Source organism: Microbacterium sp. (genome assembly GCF_035554235.1).
Taxonomy (GTDB): domain Bacteria; phylum Actinomycetota; class Actinomycetes; order Actinomycetales; family Microbacteriaceae; genus Microbacterium.
In genome coordinates this window covers 1-16,890 of record NZ_DATMIO010000132.1, presented here as the reverse complement: position 1 = coordinate 16,890, position 16,890 = coordinate 1, and the positions used below count along the sequence as shown (strand labels likewise).

At 69.4% G+C, this 16,890-nt stretch carries 15 protein-coding genes; 11 read left to right on the top strand and 4 right to left on the bottom strand.

Annotated features, from left to right (window positions below; genetic code table 11):
• Positions 1–39: 39 nt before the first annotated feature.
• Genes rpmF through mutM form a run of 3 tightly spaced genes read left to right on the top strand, consistent with a single transcriptional unit; the run spans position 40 to position 1,862 of the window.
• The gene (gene rpmF / locus VNT50_RS06835; protein WP_055965500.1) at positions 40–249 is read left to right on the top strand and encodes a 50S ribosomal protein L32; all 210 of its coding nucleotides are present in this window, start codon (positions 40–42) and stop codon (positions 247–249) included.
• On the top strand, positions 239–961 hold the full coding sequence (gene rnc, locus VNT50_RS06830) for a ribonuclease III (RefSeq protein ID WP_414683950.1): 723 nt from the start codon (positions 239–241) through the stop codon (positions 959–961). Before rpmF ends, rnc begins: the two co-directional genes overlap by 11 nt.
• Complete coding sequence (gene mutM, locus VNT50_RS06825) at positions 954–1,862, top strand: bifunctional DNA-formamidopyrimidine glycosylase/DNA-(apurinic or apyrimidinic site) lyase (protein ID WP_325484353.1); 909 nt, start codon at positions 954–956, stop codon at positions 1,860–1,862. Before rnc ends, mutM begins: the two co-directional genes overlap by 8 nt.
• Before the next feature lie 3 nt (positions 1,863–1,865).
• On the opposite strand, the gene VNT50_RS06820 is transcribed toward mutM, so the two are convergent.
• Both VNT50_RS06820 and VNT50_RS06815 read right to left on the bottom strand, forming a co-directional pair.
• Complete coding sequence (locus VNT50_RS06820) at positions 1,866–2,957, bottom strand: GNAT family N-acetyltransferase (protein ID WP_325484352.1); 1,092 nt, start codon at positions 2,955–2,957, stop codon at positions 1,866–1,868.
• Between the two features lie 119 nt (positions 2,958–3,076).
• Positions 3,077–3,346: a hypothetical protein gene (locus tag VNT50_RS06815; protein WP_325484351.1), complete on the bottom strand. Its 270-nt coding sequence runs from the start codon at positions 3,344–3,346 to the stop codon at positions 3,077–3,079.
• A 469-nt stretch (positions 3,347–3,815) separates the two neighbouring features.
• Here VNT50_RS06815 and smc point away from each other — a divergent pair, with 469 nt between their 5' ends.
• From smc to VNT50_RS06795, 4 genes are all read left to right on the top strand, one after another.
• Positions 3,816–7,343: a chromosome segregation protein SMC gene (gene smc, locus VNT50_RS06810; protein ID WP_325484350.1), complete on the top strand. Its 3,528-nt coding sequence runs from the start codon at positions 3,816–3,818 to the stop codon at positions 7,341–7,343.
• Between the two features lie 72 nt (positions 7,344–7,415).
• Positions 7,416–8,288: a signal recognition particle-docking protein FtsY gene (ftsY, locus tag VNT50_RS06805; RefSeq protein ID WP_325484349.1), complete on the top strand. Its 873-nt coding sequence runs from the start codon at positions 7,416–7,418 to the stop codon at positions 8,286–8,288.
• A gap of 69 nt (positions 8,289–8,357) precedes the next feature.
• Positions 8,358–8,858 carry a DUF2004 domain-containing protein gene (locus tag VNT50_RS06800; RefSeq protein ID WP_325484348.1) on the top strand — a complete coding sequence of 167 codons (501 nt, stop codon included), beginning with the start codon at positions 8,358–8,360 and terminating at the stop codon, positions 8,856–8,858.
• Positions 8,859–8,879: 21 nt separating this feature from the next.
• Positions 8,880–9,311, top strand: a complete 432-nt coding sequence (locus VNT50_RS06795) for an MSMEG_6728 family protein (protein WP_325484347.1) — start codon at positions 8,880–8,882, stop codon at positions 9,309–9,311.
• A gap of 17 nt (positions 9,312–9,328) precedes the next feature.
• Here VNT50_RS06795 and lipA read toward each other — a convergent pair whose 3' ends face one another.
• Together lipA and lipB are read right to left on the bottom strand one after the other, a co-directional pair.
• Entirely contained in the window at positions 9,329–10,288 is a 960-nt protein-coding gene (lipA, locus tag VNT50_RS06790) for a lipoyl synthase (RefSeq protein ID WP_325484355.1), read from the bottom strand.
• Between the two features lie 92 nt (positions 10,289–10,380).
• Positions 10,381–11,019 (bottom strand): lipoyl(octanoyl) transferase LipB, encoded by a 639-nt coding sequence (lipB, locus tag VNT50_RS06785; RefSeq protein ID WP_325484346.1) that lies wholly within the window; start codon positions 11,017–11,019, stop codon positions 10,381–10,383.
• 137 nt (positions 11,020–11,156) lie between these two features.
• Here lipB and VNT50_RS06780 point away from each other — a divergent pair, with 137 nt between their 5' ends.
• The 4 genes from VNT50_RS06780 to VNT50_RS06765 all read left to right on the top strand — a co-directional run bounded on the left by VNT50_RS06780 (position 11,157) and on the right by VNT50_RS06765 (position 16,690).
• Positions 11,157–12,122, top strand: a complete 966-nt coding sequence (locus VNT50_RS06780; protein WP_325484345.1) for a TetR family transcriptional regulator — start codon at positions 11,157–11,159, stop codon at positions 12,120–12,122.
• A 78-nt stretch (positions 12,123–12,200) separates the two neighbouring features.
• The gene (gene ffh, locus VNT50_RS06775) at positions 12,201–13,760 is read left to right on the top strand and encodes a signal recognition particle protein (protein ID WP_325484344.1); all 1,560 of its coding nucleotides are present in this window, start codon (positions 12,201–12,203) and stop codon (positions 13,758–13,760) included.
• Between the two features lie 99 nt (positions 13,761–13,859).
• Positions 13,860–15,020: a hypothetical protein gene (locus VNT50_RS06770; RefSeq protein ID WP_325484343.1), complete on the top strand. Its 1,161-nt coding sequence runs from the start codon at positions 13,860–13,862 to the stop codon at positions 15,018–15,020.
• Positions 15,017–16,690, top strand: a complete 1,674-nt coding sequence (locus VNT50_RS06765; RefSeq protein WP_325484342.1) for a glycosyltransferase — start codon at positions 15,017–15,019, stop codon at positions 16,688–16,690. Before VNT50_RS06770 ends, VNT50_RS06765 begins: the two co-directional genes overlap by 4 nt.
• Positions 16,691–16,890 lie beyond the last annotated feature (200 nt).

The window sequence follows — 16,890 nt, the reverse complement described above, 5'->3', positions numbered from 1 at the left end:
CACGCGCGCCGGCGCCGAGAACACAGAAGAGAGCTAGCCATGGCAGGTAACCCCCCGAAGCGGAAGGTCTCCCGTTCCAACACGCGCTCACGTCGCGCGCAGTGGAAGGCGGCGCCCATCACGCTGACCACCACCGTCGAGAACGGCAAGACGGTCTACAGCCGTCCGCACCAGGCGAAGGTCGTCACCGACTCGCAGGGCACCGAGCTGTTCCTCGAGTACAAGGGCCGTAAGGTCGCTGACGTCTGACCCAGGGCTTCGTGGCGGCGACGTGACAAGCACCACCGGACGCTCAGCGCTCTCCGAGAAGCTCGGGGTCGACATCGACCCCGAGCTTTTCTCACTCGCGCTCACCCACCGCTCGTACGCCTATGAGAACGGCGGGCTGCCGCACAACGAACGCCTCGAGTTCCTCGGCGACTCGATCCTCGGCCAGGCCGTCACGGTGATGCTCTTCACGCGGCATCCGGACCTCGATGAAGGCTCGCTCGCGAAGCGCCGCGCCAGTGTCGTCTCCACCGTCGCCCTCGCTGAAGTGGCCCGGACGATAGGCCTGGGCGAGCACGTCCTGCTCGGCCGTGGCGAGGAGCAGACCGGGGGGCGTCATAAGGACTCGATCCTCGCCGACACGATGGAGGCCGTCATCGGCGCCACCTACCTGTCGGTGGGTCCGGATGCCGCGACCGCCCTCGTGCTGCGGCTCACCGAGCCGCTGCTCGCCGACCCCGAACGCTACGGCGCCGCGATGGATCCCAAGACGAGCCTCCAAGAGCTCGCCGCCCGTGTCGGCACCGGCCCGCCCGCATACTCGGTCGAATCGACCGGCCCCGACCACGATCGCGTCTTCACCGCCACCGTCCGGGTCGGCGATGTGCTGACGCAGGGCACCGGATCGAGCAAGAAGTCCGCCGAGATGGCCGCCGCCCTGCGGGCGTGGCACGAGCTCGGCGAGCGTGCCTGAGCTTCCCGAGGTCGAGGTGGTGCGTGCGGGCCTCGCCCCCGCCGTCACAGGCGCCGTGATCACGAGCGTGCAGGCCTTCGATGCCCGGGCTCTCACGCGTTTCACGGGCTCGCCCGCCGAGTTCGAGGCGGCGCTCACCGACCGGCGCATCACCGGCGTCGCGCGGCGAGGAAAGTTCCTGTGGATGCCGCTGAGCGCGCGTGCGCACGCCAGCCAGGCGCTCGTCGCCCATCTCGGGATGAGCGGCCAGCTGTTGCTACGCGAGCCCGGTGCGCCCGCGGAACGGCATGAACGCGTGCGGCTGACGGTCGAGCACCCCGCGCACGGCGAACTGGCGGTGGTGTTCGCCGATCAGCGCACATTCGGCTCCTTCGCGATCGACCCGCTCATCGCGACACCCGACGGCGCCGCCGGGGGCTGGGGCACGGACGAGGCGCTCGTGCCGAGTCAGGTCGCCCATATCGCCCGCGATCCCCTCGATCCCGCGTTCCTCGACGCCAGATTCCGCTTCGTTGTGGGCCGCAAGGGTTCGGCGATCAAGCGGGTCCTGCTCGATCAGACCGTGATCAGCGGCGTCGGCAACATCTACGCGGATGAGGCGCTCTGGGCCTCCCGCATCCACCCTCAAACGCTCGCGCGCGCTCTCTCGACCCGCGCGGTGAACCGGCTGCTGGCAGAGATCCGCGCCGTGCTGCTCAAGGCGCTCGCCGAGGGCGGCACGAGCTTCGACGCGCAGTACGTCAACGTCAACGGCGAGGCCGGCTACTTCGCACACAGCCTCAACGCGTACGGTCGCGGCGGTGAGCCGTGCCCGCGCTGCGGCCGGCCGATCGTGCGCGTGTCGTTCATGAACCGCTCGAGCCACTACTGCCCGCGCTGCCAGAGGCTGCCGAAGGAGTGAGTCCTAGGCCTGATCGAGCACCTTCTTCCAGGCGCCCTCGTAGGCGATGGGGACGAACCCGATGGCCTCGTTGATGTCGAGCATGGGCCGATTCTCCTCCGCGTTGTACGTCATGACGCGCGGGGAGTCCGGCGCGATGCTCCGCCAGGCGAGCAGGTTCTCGCACTTGACGAGCATCCCGAGCCGGTGGCCTCGGTGGTGCTTCAGCACGAGGGTGTCCTCCTGGTGGGAGGCCTTCGTTCTGTCGGCGCCGATGACGAGCTCGTTGAACGCGCACAGCTCGCCGGTCTCGATGTGCTGTGCGGCGGTGACATGGATCGTGCGTCCCGACGTCGTGTACCGCGAGTCGTGGAGCGCGATGCGCTCGGCATTCCACGTCTCCTCGTCGAACTCGAGCGCCGCAGCCGGTGCGTCGGTTGCCATGCGGGACTTCATCCACGCGTAGCCGTCGACGAATTCGGGCGGTGTGGGGGCGAACCACTGCACGACGCGGTAGTCGGCGGATGCTGCGCGCGCGAGCGCGAGCAGGCGCTCGACCTCGTCGAATGATCCGCTCAGCTCGAAGGTGCTGTTGCGCTCGATCTGCTCGAGCGCGAAACCGTTCGCGACGTACCAGCGCGCGCTGTGATCGTCGGCCGGGATGCTGCCGAAACCGGTCGGCGGCTCCAGGCGGGGTCCAGGCGCGTCGGGGTGCTCGGCCCAGGACTGCAGAACCGAACGGCCGTTCTCGCGGGCGACATGCTCGGCCACCTCGAGCGCGGCCGTTCCGATGCCCTGGCCCCAGACATCCCGAAGCAGTTCGATGAGCACGTAGGCGACCCGCGAGCCCTCTTCGGCGGGAAGGTCGACCCCCACGCGTCCGACGGCGCGGCCGTCGAGGAGGATGAGCCAGGGCATGCGGCGCTCGAAGTCGTTCGGGGCGTAGTGGGGGAGCAGTTCGGCCGCGGCGATCGAATGATCGTCGTGTCCCGAGATCTCCCGGTAGATCGCGTTGCGTACGTCGACCATGGCGTGGAAGTCGGCGGCGTCCTCGGCGTCGATGCGCGACGGGACGTGCAGGCGCCGGAACTCGAGTCCGGCGAGCGTGATGTGCATGGTGATCCTTCTGTGACGACTGCGGGACGACGGTGTGCGGGGTCGGGTGCTGCGGAGGATGTCACCGCGTGAGCGGTGGGACGTGACCCGGGGTCGAGGGACCCCGGGTCACGTCGCGGTCACGCGCGCACCGTCCACAGGAGCTGCTCCCGTGCGGCGATGTGCTCGCGGGCGAGGCGTGCCCGCTCGTTGACGAGGTGCCGGTGATGCCGTTCGTGCGCCGCGGGCTGCTGCGCGCTGCGGGTGCTCCGCAGCAGCAGCCACACACCGAGGCGCAGCGACGCGCGATCGGCGAACGAGAGGCGTGCACCGGATGCCGGCAGAGTGGGCAGGTGGAGGTGGAGGCGGTTCTGATCTCGAGATCGGACGGCCGACAGAGTGTCGTTCATGGGGTCTCTTTCGAAGAAGGGTTGGGTGTGGGTTCGCAGAGAGCGATGTCTCGCGGGGGCGCCGAAGAACGGCGGCGCGGACGGGGATGCGCTCGGAGGGGCGGCGGATCGGTGAGATCGGTGGGATCTCGAGGGATCGGCGGCGCGACATCCTGCCCGTGGGCAGAGTCGTCCCTAGCGGCGCCTAAACGGCCGTGGGCGTGAACGCGCCGAAGGAGACGGTCACCACGGAGCAAGCGACTCCGCCAAAGGGCGTGCGCGCGATCGGCGCAGTGCCGGGCGTGTTGATGTGCATCATCATGGTGACCTCCTTTCGACGTCAGACGCGAAAAGTGACGCTAGCGCGTTCGGGATGCCCGCGTCAAGCGGATTCCCAGAAATGATCGACGCCCGGGCGTTGCGACCCCGGTGGGACGGTCGTCGTCCGGTAGCGTATGGCTGTCATCGAGCAGGGCCGGGAGGCGCATCTATGCACCTGAAGAGCGTCACGCTCAAAGGGTTCAAGTCGTTCGCGCAGTCGACGACCTTCGCCTTCGAACCCGGCGTCACCTGCATCGTCGGCCCCAACGGATCGGGCAAATCGAACGTCGTCGACGCCCTCGCGTGGGTGATGGGCGAGCAGGGGGCGAAGACCCTCCGCGGCGGCAAGATGGACGACGTCATCTTCGCCGGGACGGCGACGCGGGGTCCGCTCGGGCGCGCCGAAGTGCAGCTCACGATCGACAACGCCGACGGGGCACTGCCGATCGAGTACTCCGAGGTCACGATCAGCCGCACGCTGTTTCGCAACGGAGCGAGCGAGTACGCGATCAACGGCGACGTGTGCCGCCTGCTCGATGTGCAAGAGCTGCTCTCGGACTCGGGCCTCGGACGCGAGATGCACGTCATCGTCGGTCAGGGGCGCCTCGACACCGTCCTGCAGGCCACGCCCGAGGACCGTCGTGGTTTCATCGAGGAGGCCGCCGGCATCCTGAAACACCGTCGGCGCAAGGAGAAGACGCTCCGCAAGCTCGAGGCCATGGAGACCAACCTCACGCGCCTGAGCGACCTCGCCGGCGAGATCCGGCGCCAGCTGAAGCCGCTCGGACGCCAGGCCGAGATCGCCCGCGAGGCGGCGACGATCGCCGCCGTCGTGCGGGATGCGAAGGCGCGTCTGCTCGCGGACGAGGTCGTCGCGCTGCGTGCGGCGCTGGCCGATCACGCCCGCTCGGAGCAGGAGCGGCACTCCGAGCGCCTCGTGCTGCAGGACCAGTCCGACAACGTGCGCGCCCGAATCGACTCGCTCGAGCAGGAGCAAGGCTCCTCGATCGTGGACGAGGCACGCCGCGTCTCGTTCTCGCTCGAACAGGTGCAGGAGAGGCTCCGAGGCCTCTATACCCTGGCCAACCAGCGACTCGCCCTCCTCGGCACCGAAGACGATGCCGGCTCCGCGGGAGTCACCGTCACGCAGGCCACGATCGACGAGGCTCGCGCCGAGATCCGGCTGATCGCCGATGGGCTCGGCGACGCTCACGACGCCGCGATGGCGGCCGCGCGAGACGTGGTGCATGCCCGCGCCGAGCTCGACGCCCTCGACAGCGAGATCGCCGCGCAGAGCGCCCTCGTGTCCGAGCACGACATGCGGCTGACCGCGTTGCGCGGTCGTGCGGAGGCCGCGGCATCCGCCCTCGCCGCCGTCCGCGGGGGAGTGCTGCGGCAGCAGAACGCCCTTGACGCCGCCAACGCCCGCCGCGCGGAGGCGGAGGCCGCCCTCGACGGCCTCGACCCCTCGCTCGCGCCGGAGGGGTCCGCGGCCGAACATGCCGCGGCCTACGACGCCGCGCAGCGCGAGGTCGGCGCCACCGAGCTCGACGTCGAGTCGATACGCGAGCGGCTGCACGCGGCCGAACGCGAGGCCGACGCTCTCACGGCCAAGGCCGCGGCGCTCGGCAGCGCCCTCGCCATCACCAACGGCGCCGCCGATCTCGTCGCCCGCGGCGGCGCGGGCATTCGCGGAATCGTCGGCGACGCCGTGCAGGTCACGCCCGGCTGCGAAGCGGCCATCGCCGCGGTGCTCGGCCCGCTCACCGAGGGCGTGCTCGTGGACTCACGCGAGAGCGCCCTCCGGATTGCGCGCGAAGCCGCTCGGGGCGACATCGGGGTCGTCGACATCGTGATCGGCGATGCGGGTATGCCGCGGCCGGAGTTCCCCTCGCTCCCCGGCATCGTGCCGGCGCGGGATGTCGTCACCGGTCCCGACGGGGTGCTCGGTGTGCTGTCCTTCGTCGCAATCGCAGACGACCTCGAGGCGGCGGCGGCCGCCGGCCCGACCCTCGCGAACGCCGACCTCGGCGGCCCGATCACACTCGTGACGCGGGCCGGCGAGGTCCACACGGAGCACACGCTGCGGGCCGGATCGGGCGGGGAGCGGTCACGCCTCGAACTCGCAGCGGAACGGGATGCCGCCTCCGCGCGGCTCGCGGAAGTCAGGGTCATCGTGGACTCCCTGCGGGAGGCGCGTGGTGACCAGGTGCGCGAGCTCGAAGCAGCGCGCCAGCGCGCGAAGGCGGCGCTCAGCACCCTGCGCGAGCACGACGCGGCCCTGGCCGCACACGCGGAGCAGGTCAACCGCGTCACGGTGCGGCACGAGTCGGCGATCGCGGAGTGCGAGCGCCTCGCGACGGGGCTGGCGCAGGCCCAGGGGGCGGTCGCCGACGCCGAAGGAGCCGCACGCGCCGCCGCCGCCGAACTCGACGCCGCTCTCGAGGCCCCGCGCCCGATGCTCGACGCGTCGGCCCGTGACGGCATGCTCGCGGCTCTGGATGCCGCGCGCGAGGGGGAGATGCGCGCCCGGCTCGACGTGGAGACCCTTCGCGAGCGCGTACGAGCGGGCGAGGCCCGGGCGACGGGGCTCGAGCGCCAGCGTGAGCGGGAGCGCGAAGCCGCCGCCGAGGCCGCACGACGTGCCGTCATCCGGCGCGCGCAGCGGGATGCGGCGGCGGGCGTGGTGGCGGAACTGCCGCACCTGCTCGACTCCGTCGACCGTTCGGTCGCCGAGGCACGCGTCGCGCTCGCGACGGCCGAGTCCGAGCGCTCTGCGGTGACGGTGGAGCTCACCGAGCTGCGTGCGCAGGAATCCGTCATCCGCGACCGCCTCGCGGGACTCACCGAGAGCGTGCACGGGCTCGAGCTGCAGATCCACGAGAAGCGCCTGCACGTCGGGGGGCTTCTCGAGCGTGCTCAGTCCGAGCTCGGACTCGACGAAGACATTCTGGTTTCGGAATACGGCCCCGATCAGCCGGTACCGCGCGATCATTCGTCCGAGGCCGATGAGCACGAGGCGACCGTGCCCTTCGATCGACGCGTCCAGCAGCGCCGCCTGCAGGAGGCCGAGCGCAAGCTCACCCAGCTCGGGCGGGTCAACCCGCTGGCGCTCGAGGAGTTCGCCGCGCTCGAGCAGCGGCACGCCTTCCTGACCGAGCAGCTCGCCGACCTCACGCAGACCCGCAAAGACCTCATGACGATCATCGGAGAGCTCGACGAGCGCATGCAGGTGATCTTCGGGGCGGCGTTCGAAGACACGAAGGCGGCGTTCGCCGAGGTGTTTCCGATCCTGTTCCCCGGCGGCACCGGAAGCATCTCGCTCACGGATCCCGAAAATCTCCTGACCACGGGCATCGAGGTCTCGGTGCGCCCGGTCGGCAAGAAGATCGAGCGGCTGTCGCTGCTGTCGGGAGGCGAGCGCTCGCTCGCCGCTGTCGCCCTGCTGACCGCGATCTTCAAGGCGCGCCCCAGTCCCTTCTACATCCTCGACGAGGTCGAGGCCGCGCTCGATGACGCGAACCTCGGCCGCTTGCTCGGGGTGTTCGAACAGCTCAGGGAGAGCAGCCAGCTCATCGTCATCACGCACCAGAAACGCACGATGGAGATCGCCGACGCCCTCTACGGTGTCTCGATGCGCCAGGACGGCGTCTCCGCCGTCGTCGGCCAGCGCGTCGGCGACCGCGTCGCGAGCTGAGCGCTCGCTCCCTCAGGGACCGGGCGGACGCGGCCGGACGGAGTGCGCCGGCGCGCCCCGTAGGCTGGAGACATGGCGGAGAACTCCTGGTCGCTCGGCCGCGCACTGCGCGGCATGTTCGTCAAGCCGACCATCGACGAGACGACATGGGAAGACCTCGAGACCGCGCTCATCACCGCCGATTTCGGTCCCGACATCACCGAGCGCATCGTCGAGGAGCTGCGCGAGAAGGTCGAGCGCTACCGGACGACCGACCCGAAGGACCTCCAGCGCATGCTGAAGGAGACCCTCGAGGAGCACTTCGCCAAGTTCGACACGACCCTGCGGCTGACCGAGCGCCCCGCGGTGGTGCTCGTGGTCGGCGTCAACGGCGTCGGCAAGACCACGACGATCGGCAAGTTCGCCAAGTTCCTGCAGCGGTACGGGCGCACCGTCGTGGTGGGGGCAGCCGACACCTTTCGCGCAGCGGCCGTGGACCAGCTCGCGACGTGGGCCGAACGCGGGGGAGCGACGATCGTCCGACCTCAGCAGGAGGGCCAGGACCCGGCATCCGTCGCCTTCCAGACCATCGACTACGCCAAGCAGACCGGCACCGAGATCGTGCTCGTCGACACGGCCGGCCGTCTGCACACCAAGGGCGGGCTGATGGACGAGCTCACGAAGATCCGCCGCGTGATCGAGAAGCAGGCGCCGATCAGCGAAGTGCTGCTCGTGCTGGATGCGACGACGGGGCAGAACGGCGTGGTGCAGGCGCAGGCGTTCCTCGAGCACGCCGGAGTGACCGGGCTCGTCATCACCAAGCTCGACGGCTCCGCCAAGGGCGGCTTCGTGCTGGCCGTGCAGGAGCGCACCGGCATCCCCGTCAAGCTGCTCGGCCAGGGCGAGGGAATCGGCGACCTCACCGGCTTCACGCCGCACGTCTTCGCGGCATCCCTCGTCGAATGATCGCGTCGATCTGCGTGTCGAACCCCGTTCGGGCTACCGCCCACGCCCTCACACTGGTTTCATAGCGGTATGGCGATCGAGCACGATTTCTTCGGGCTTTTGGAGTCCGGACCAGACGGGTCGATCTTCTGGTCGGAGAACGTCGAGCTCGGCGACCAGTCGGTCACCGTCGATCTGACCGCGCCCGATCAGGACGACGTCTCGGCGGACGCCCTCGACATCGCCGCGGCGATGGTCTCATCGCTCGAGGCCATCGATGACAGCGCCCGGAATGCGATGCTCGCCGAGGTCGATGACCGCACGAGCGAGGTGACCGAGTACATCCTGCAGCAGCAGGCGACGCTCGGCGACGAGCTCGACGAGCTGCTGGTCGATATCAGCGGCGACGTGAGCGTCGACATCATCCGCTCGCTTCAGCTCATGAGCATGACGATCCTCGCCGACGAGCACGGCGGCAGCGATCCGTTCGCGGTGCTCGAGTACGCGCTCGATCCAGACGCGACCGACGACGTGCTGCTCGTGAATCTGGCCTCGGACGGGTCGGTGCAGTCGGTGACCAGCGCCGACTGACGCTCGACAGGTCGGATCGCCGTGCAGACGTTCCTCCCATACCCGTCGTTCGCGCGATCGGCGCAATCGCTGGACCCGCTGCGCCTCGGGAAGCAGCGGGTGGAAACGCTGCAGTTGCTGCGGGCGAACACCATCCCCACCTACGGCTGGCGTCACCACCCCGCGGCGAAGATGTGGGGCGGGTACCTTCCGGCGCTCGTCGCTTACGGACTGGCGATGACGGATGCCTGGACCGCGACCGGGCGCGCCGATACCGTTCGCCGTCAACTGCTGGAGTTCGCCCCCGAAGTCGACGGGGTGCCGCAGGATGACGTGGAGATGCCGCGGTGGCTCGGTGATCCGGCGTTCCACCTTGCGCACCGGTCGAACCTGCTCCGCAAGGACCCGGAGTTCTATCGACCCCTCTTCGGCGACATCCCGGACGATCTGCCGTATGTCTGGCCGCGGCCCTGAGGGCCGCCCCTGGGGAACTACACGGCCTGCGCGAAGCCCAGGTCGGCACCCTCGGCGATGTGCGCCAGGTGGGCGGGGATCTCGCGGCCCTTCGACCGCATGGACTGCGCCCAGAGGCGTCCTGCGCGGTATGACGAGCGCACGAGCGGTCCGGCGAGCACGCCGAGGAAGCCGATCCGCTCCGCCTCCTTCTTGAACCCCACGAACTCGTCGGGCTTGACCCAGCGCGCAACGGGCAGGTGCCGGGGGGTCGGGCGCAGATACTGCGTGATCGTGATGATGTCGGTACCCGCATCGTGCAGATCCTGCAGGGCCTGCACGACCTCTTCCGGCTCCTCGCCCATGCCCAGGATCAAGTTCGATTTCGTGATGAGCCCGAACTCGCGCGCCTGGGTGAGGACATCGAGCGACCGCTCGTACCGGAACGCGGGCCGGATGCGCTTGAAGATGCGTGGCACCGTCTCGACGTTGTGCGCGAAGACCTCGGGACGCGACTCGAACACTTCGCGCAGCAGGGTCGGGTTGCCCGAAAAGTCCGTCGCGAGGATCTCGACGCCCGTGCCGGGGTTGTCCTGGTGGATGCGGCGCACGGTCTCGGCGTGCAGCCACGCGCCCTCGTCGGGCAGGTCGTCGCGGGCGACGCCCGTGACCGTGGCATAGCGCAGGTTCATGCGCTGCACGCTCTCGGCCACGCGGCGAGGCTCGTCCAGGTCGTAGTCGGCGGGCTTGCCCGTGTCGATCTGGCAGAAGTCGCAGCGGCGCGTGCACTGCGAGCCGCCGATGAGGAACGTCGCCTCGCGGTCCTCCCAGCACTCGAAGATGTTCGGGCACCCCGCTTCCTGACACACGGTGTGCAGGCCCTCGTCCTTCACAAGGTGCTGCAGCTGGGTGTACTCCGGGCCCATCTTCGCCTTCGTGCGGATCCATTCCGGCTTGCGTTCGATGGGCGTCTCGGCGTTGCGGATCTCGAGACGCAGGAGCTTGCGGCCCCCCGGTGCGGTCGCCCCGGGCGCGTGGTGGTGCCCGGATGCATGATCCTGCCCTGACCCGCAGGCCGGCCCGCAGCCGCTCACGCGGTCACCGTCGCGTACTCGTTTTCGAAGGCGGAGACGACCGTGTCGACGATGTCGGCGGGGGAGACATCCGCCCCTGCCACTTCGCTGACCGTTGTCACGCCCGCGTCGGTGATGCCGCACGGGATGATCCCCCGGAAGCCCGCGAGCGTGTTGTTGCAGTTGACCGCGAAGCCGTGCATCGTCACGCCGTTCTGCACGCGCACGCCGATCGCGGCGACCTTGTCCTCCGAGAGCGGGCGGCGCACCCACACGCCGCTGCGCCCCTCGACCTGGTAGCCGTCGACACCGTGCTGGGCGAGCGCCCCGATCAGCAGGCGCTCGAGGCGGCGCACGTGCGCGACGACGTCGATCGGCTCGATGAGGCGCACGATCGGGTAACCGACGAGCTGGCCGGGACCGTGCCACGTGATCTTGCCGCCGCGATCGACGTCGATGACCGGCGTGCCGTCGGTCGGCCGCTCCTGAGGTTCCGTGCGCTTTCCCGCCGTGTACACGGCCTCGTGCTCGAGCACGATCAGCGTGTCGGGTCGATCGCCGGCGACAACGCCGGCGTGGATGCGGCGCTGCAGGTCCCACCCGTCGAGATACGGCACGCAGGCCGGGGCGAGCCCCGCGTTCAGGATGTCGAGCATGGCGGATGGTCCTCGTCTCCTCGTAGGTGTTCTTGGATCGAGTTCAACAATACGCCTCGCGCCGATTCCGGGGGCAGGGGCCTGGTCGGCGACCCGCCCTCGTGCACCTGTGCATGCGGTGCGCCTAGGGTGGGGTCATGACCGTCGACCCCCGCGCGGGTCGCCCGCGTGCCTCTTCTCGCGAGACCCTGGCCGAGGCCGCGTGCGAACTGTTCCTCGAACAGGGCTATGAGGCGACATCCATCGCCGACATCGCCACACGCGCCGGCGTGAGCCGGTCGAGCTTCTTCAACTACTTCTCATCGAAGGGCGACATTCTCTGGGCGGCATTCGACGAGCGAGTGGATGTCGCGATCGCCGCGCTGGCAGCCGACGACGCGACCCCGGCCCGTGACATCCTCATGGCGATCGCGGACGACTTCGCCCCCGACAGCCTCGCACTGGCCGTGGCGAATGCCACGGTGATGGGGCTGGACGACGAGCTCGAGGGCGAGCGTGCGCTCCGCCAGGCGCGGCTCGCCCGGGCGATCGCCGATCGCGCGCACCGCGACGGGCTTCCGCGTCTGCGGGCCGAGGTGCAGGGTGCCGCGGGCGCCGGCGCGGTGCTCGCCGCGGTGTGGCAGTGGGCGCACGCCGGGGCGGGACAGGCCGACCTCGGGCCCGTCGTCGCCGAGGCGCTGGACGCGGCTCCGGTCGGGGAGCCGCCGACCGTTCGCCAGCTGCGCGTGGTCGTGCAGGCGCCGGATTTCGAGGACACGCTCACGTTCTACCGCGACGTGCTCGGGATGCCGCAGGCGGAGGCCTACGAGGCCGAGGGCGGCGCGCGGGTCGCGATCCTCGATGCCGGCCGCGCGACGCTCGAACTCGCGAACTCGGCCCAAGTGGCGTTCATCGATCGGGTGGAGACGGACGGGATCGCGAGCGACCGGATCCGAATCGCGCTCGAGGTCGGCGACACCTCCGGAGTGGCGGAACGCCTCGCCGCCGGGGGAGCGCGGCTCGAGGCGACCCCCCGCGAGACGCCCTGGCGCTCGCTCAACGCGCGGCTGCGCGGGCCCGCCGACCTGCAGCTGACCCTGTTCCAGGAGCTCGGGCCCGCCTGACCCGCCTTGCCTGCAGGACGCCCGGGGCGCGTCCAGGGATCCTGGGCCGCGTCGAAGGGCGCGTAAACTTGCGTCATCATGGCTACCTTCGGCACTCTCTCCGACCGGCTCACCGAGACGTTCCGCAACCTTCGCAAGAAGGGGCAGCTCACTCCCGCAGACGTCGACGGCACGGTGCGCGAGATCCGACGCGCCCTGCTCGACGCCGACGTCGCGCTGCCCGTCGTGAAGGAGTTCACCGGCAAGGTGCGAGAGCGCGCGCTGGGAGACGAGGTCAACCGTGCGCTGAACCCCGCCCAGCAGGTCGTGCAGATCGTGAACGAGGAGCTCATCGCGATCCTCGGAGGCCAGCAGCGACGCCTGCAGTTCGCGAAGAACCCGCCGACCGTCATCATGCTCGCCGGCCTCCAGGGCTCCGGCAAGACGACGTTCGCGGGCAAGCTCGCGAAGATGCTCGAGAAGGACGGTCACACCCCGCTCCTGATAGCGGCCGACCTCCAGCGCCCGAACGCCGTGAACCAGCTGCAGGTCGTCGCGGGCCAGGCCGGCGCCGCGATCTACGCCCCAGAACCCGGCAACGGCGTCGGTGACCCGGTGCTCGTCGCGCGCGACGGCGTCGCCTACGCGACACGCCAGCAGCACGACGTCGTCATCATCGACACCGCCGGCCGCCTGGGCGTCGACGCCGAGCTCATGAAGCAGGCCGCCGACATCCGTCGCGTCACGAACCCCGATGAGGTGCTGTTCGTCATCGACGCGATGATCGGCCAAGACGCGGTCAACACCGCCAAAGCCTTCCAGGAGGGCGTCGATTTCACCGGCGTCGTGCTGTCCAAGCTCGACGGCGACGCCCGCGGTGGAGCCGCCCTCTCCGTCGCCTCCGTGACGGGCCGTCCGATCATCTTCGCGTCGACCGGCGAGGGCCTCGATGACATCGAGGCGTTCCACCCCGACCGCATGGCCTCCCGCATCCTCGATCTCGGCGACATCCTGACGCTGATCGAGCAGGCGCAGTCGGCGTTCGACGAGGAGCAGGCCCGCAAGGTCGCCGAGAAGTTCGCGACCGACAGCTTCACTCTCGAGGACTTCCTCGACCAGATGCAGCAGCTCAAGAAGATGGGCTCGATGAAGAAGATGCTCGGCATGCTGCCGGGCATGGGCCAGATGAAGCAGCAGCTCGAGGACTTCGACGAGAAGGAGATCGACCGCACTGAGGCGATCATCCGGTCGATGACGCCGGGAGAACGGCGCAACCCGAAGGTGCTCAACGGCTCGCGGCGCCTGCGCATCGCCCGCGGTTCGGGAATGACGGTGACCGAGGTCAACGCTCTTGTCTCGCGCTTCGACCAGGCCGCCAAGATGATGAAGACGGTCGCAAAGGGCGGCGTGCCGCAGATTCCCGGGATGGGCCCGGTGCCCGGTGCCCACGGAGCGGGCAAGCGCGGCAAGCAGGCGCCGAAGAAGGCCATCTCGAGGTCTGGCAACCCCGCCAAGCGTGCGGCCGAGAACGCGGGACTTGCCGCGGCCCCGGCGGCACCGACGGGCTCGGGCTTCGGACTCGGACCCGCGGCCGGCCCCGCCGGAGGCCCCAGCGACGCCGATCTCGCGGAAATCCAGAAGCTGTTCGGCAAGGGCTGACGCGTCGCCGTCCCGTGGGCGATTTTGACGCTAACGTGGGGCTGATCACACGCACTCGCGCTCTTGGAGCGCCTCACGGGGAGAAACGGACGACGATGGGTGTCGACGACTAGGGTTTTCGAACGGGATGCGCCCGCCTACACCGAGAGCGCGACGGGGCACATCGCGAAGTACCCGAGCAACGCCTGGCTGCGCTGGGGCCTCAGGCTCCTCGCGGCAATGCCTTTCATCGCCCTCGCGATCGCCTACGAGACCGCATCCGCGGGGGATTGGTCGGCCACCGCGAACGGCGCGCTCGCCGAGCGGGTGAGCCATCTGCCCTGGGGCACTCCCGATGTGGCGGCGATGGGTGAGCTGTATCCGCCGATCTCCAACCTGCTCGCCGTTATCATCCCGGGGGGCGCGTTCGGCTTGGGCATCGCCGGGTCGCTCGTCGCGGGACTACTGATCCAGCTGGTCATCCAGTCCATGCAGCGCAAGCATTTCCCGCGCGGTGTGCGGGTGATCTTCATCCTCACTCTCGCGATCACGCCGATCTTCGCGTACATCGCCACGACGAACTTCGAGAGCATCGTCGGGCTGACGTTCTTCGGGATCGGCATGCTCGACCTCGTCCGCTTCATCACGTACGCCAACACGCAAGCCGGCTTCCGTGCCGGCCTCCTGTTCGCCTGCTCTGCGTTCACCGACTCGACGGGGCTGCTCGCGGCGCTCGTGGCCGCATCCGCGGGGACCTTCATCATCCAGTCCCGCCCCGGTGCCCGCTTCGCGAACGCGATCGTGGTCGTGTTCCCGACCATCGCCCTGATGGGCGCGCTCGCGCTCCTGGGCGTCGTGTTCGGCGTCGGGCCGCTCGCCATGATCCGGGGAAACCTGCAGTGGAATGCCAACCTGGCATCGGACTTTCTGGCGTACCTCGGAACCCCTCAGGGACTCGTCTTTCTCGCACCGACCATCGTCGTGGTCATCACGGCGATCGTGATGCGCTTTCCCGGAGTCGCCCTCGTCGGTGTGCTCCTGACCGCGATGACGGTGATCGCATTCATCGTCGGGCTCACGCCGCCAGGAATGGCTGGGAACAGCTACATCCTCCTGCTCCTGCTGGTGGTCGCGATCGTGCCCACCGCGACCACGCTTCGGCATGCTCTCCTCACCTGCACGACATCGATCGTGTTGTGGGGCATCGGATGGGTGTCGTCGTTCCAGCGAGACGTCATCGCCGCCTGGATCGCCACCGTGACCGGAGGAGGGCCGCTGTGAACGCGTCCGGCGCATTGACGGTCGACCGGGGGCTGCTCGATGCCGGCCTGCGCACGCGATACGCGCAGGAGGGCTGGCTGCCCCTCGCCGCAGAGGACGACCGCATCGTGGTCGCGGTCTCGGCGGAGGCGACGCGCCGGCGCACGGCACGGATCGAGGCGGAGCTCGGTGCTCGGGTGCGCACTGTGCCCGCCACCCAAGCCGCGATCGTGGATGCCGTCCTCGCCGCCTTCCCGGCCGAGTTCGCCGATGCGGCCGCCGACGGCCTCTACCGGGCCGACCCGGTGCTGTCGGCGCGGGCTGTGCTCTCCACCCCCCAGAAGATCGGGGGGTCGGTCGCCCTTCTCGTCGTGATCGCGGCGCTCGTGCTCTGGCCGTTGCCGACCCTGATCACCCTCGTCGCGCTTGCGAGCGTCGTGTTCCTGGCGAGCACGCTGTTCAAATTCGCCGTCGCCATTCGCGGGTCGCGCTATGACCTGGTCGACCATGTGCGGCCGGACGAGGTCGCCGCGCTCCGCGACGAGGATCTGCCCATCTACACGGTGCTCGTCCCCGTCTTCAGGGAGGCCCGGGTGGTGGGCCGGCTCGTCGAAAACCTCGGCCGGCTGGACTACCCGATGGACAAGCTCGAGATCGTCATCCTCGTCGAGGAAGAGGATGACGAGACCCGCGATGCGATCGCGCTCTCTGATCCCCCCGAGAACTTCATCGTGGCGACCGTGCCGAAGGGCGCCCCGCAGACCAAGCCCCGGGCCTGCAACGTCGGGTTGCAGGTCGCCCGCGGTGAGTTCCTCGTGATCTACGACGCCGAGGATGCGCCCGAGCCCGATCAGCTCAAGAAGACACTCGTCGCCTTCGCGCGTGCCGACCCGTCGACGGTGGTCATGCAGGCCGCCTTGAACTACTTCAACGCGCGCGAGAACGTTCTCACTCGGATGTTCTCGCTCGAGTACAGCTACTGGTTCGACTACATGCTCGCGGGGCTCGACGTCGCCGATCTCCCGATTCCGCTGGGCGGCACCTCGAACCACTTCCGCACCGCGGCCCTGCGCGAGCTCGGCGGCTGGGATCCCTACAACGTCACCGAGGACGCCGATCTCGGCATCCGTGCGAGCGCGCTCGGCTACCGAGTCGGCGTCGTCAACTCCACGACGATGGAGGAGGCGACATCCCGCATGGGGATCTTCATCGGCCAGCGCAGCCGGTGGATCAAGGGCTACATGCAGACGGCCCTCGTGCACGCACGCCAGCCGTTCCGGCTCATCGGCCGGATCGGACTGACGCGCTTCCTCTCATTCGCGCTGCTGATCGGCGGCACCCCCCTCACCTTTCTCGGCGTCATCCCGTTCACCCTGCTGACGATCGTGTCGTTCCTGGTGCCGTGGGCCGACGTCTCGGTCGCGTTTCCGCCGATGGTGCTGTGGCTCTGCCTGCTGAACTTCGTGGTCGGCAACGGTCTCATGGTGTATCTGAACATGATGGGGCCGTACAAACGCGGGACGTTCTGGCTCGTCGGCTGGGCCGTGCTGAACCCCGCATACTGGCTCCTGCACTCGCTCGCGTCGTACAAGGCGCTGTGGCAGCTGATCACGAAGCCGCACTACTGGCAGAAGACCGAGCACGGCATGTCGGAGTACCTTCTCGATGAGGTCGAGCCCGCGCTGGTCTGAATCGCAGTGCGGCGCGGGCCTCTCTCTTCGGGGTTGGGGCGCATCTCCTCCCTCGGGGCGCATTTCGTGCGCCCCGAGGGAGCTTTTGCGCCCCAAACCCCACGGCGGGGGCGCACCGACCCCGGCGATCGGACGCCGGCGAGCCGCCGCGCACGCGGAGTTCCCGCCCCCGCGCACGCGAGTGCTCGTAATCGCGCGCC

Excerpts from the sequence above, each read along its gene's own strand:
- rpmF (WP_055965500.1), top strand. The coding sequence starts at position 40 with ATGGCAGGTAACCCCCCGAAGCGGAAGGTCTCCCGTTCCAACACGCGC.
- VNT50_RS06800 (WP_325484348.1), top strand. The coding sequence starts at position 8,358 with ATGGCGATCGAGCACGATTTCTTCGGGCTTTTGGAGTCCGGACCAGAC.
- ftsY (WP_325484349.1), top strand. The coding sequence starts at position 7,416 with ATGGCGGAGAACTCCTGGTCGCTCGGCCGCGCACTGCGCGGCATGTTC.
- VNT50_RS06780 (WP_325484345.1), top strand. The coding sequence starts at position 11,157 with ATGACCGTCGACCCCCGCGCGGGTCGCCCGCGTGCCTCTTCTCGCGAG.
- ffh (WP_325484344.1), top strand. The coding sequence starts at position 12,201 with ATGGCTACCTTCGGCACTCTCTCCGACCGGCTCACCGAGACGTTCCGC.
- smc (WP_325484350.1), top strand. The coding sequence starts at position 3,816 with ATGCACCTGAAGAGCGTCACGCTCAAAGGGTTCAAGTCGTTCGCGCAG.
- VNT50_RS06820 (WP_325484352.1), bottom strand. The coding sequence starts at position 2,957 with ATGCACATCACGCTCGCCGGACTCGAGTTCCGGCGCCTGCACGTCCCG.
- lipB (WP_325484346.1), bottom strand. The coding sequence starts at position 11,019 with ATGCTCGACATCCTGAACGCGGGGCTCGCCCCGGCCTGCGTGCCGTAT.
- VNT50_RS06815 (WP_325484351.1), bottom strand. The coding sequence starts at position 3,346 with ATGAACGACACTCTGTCGGCCGTCCGATCTCGAGATCAGAACCGCCTC.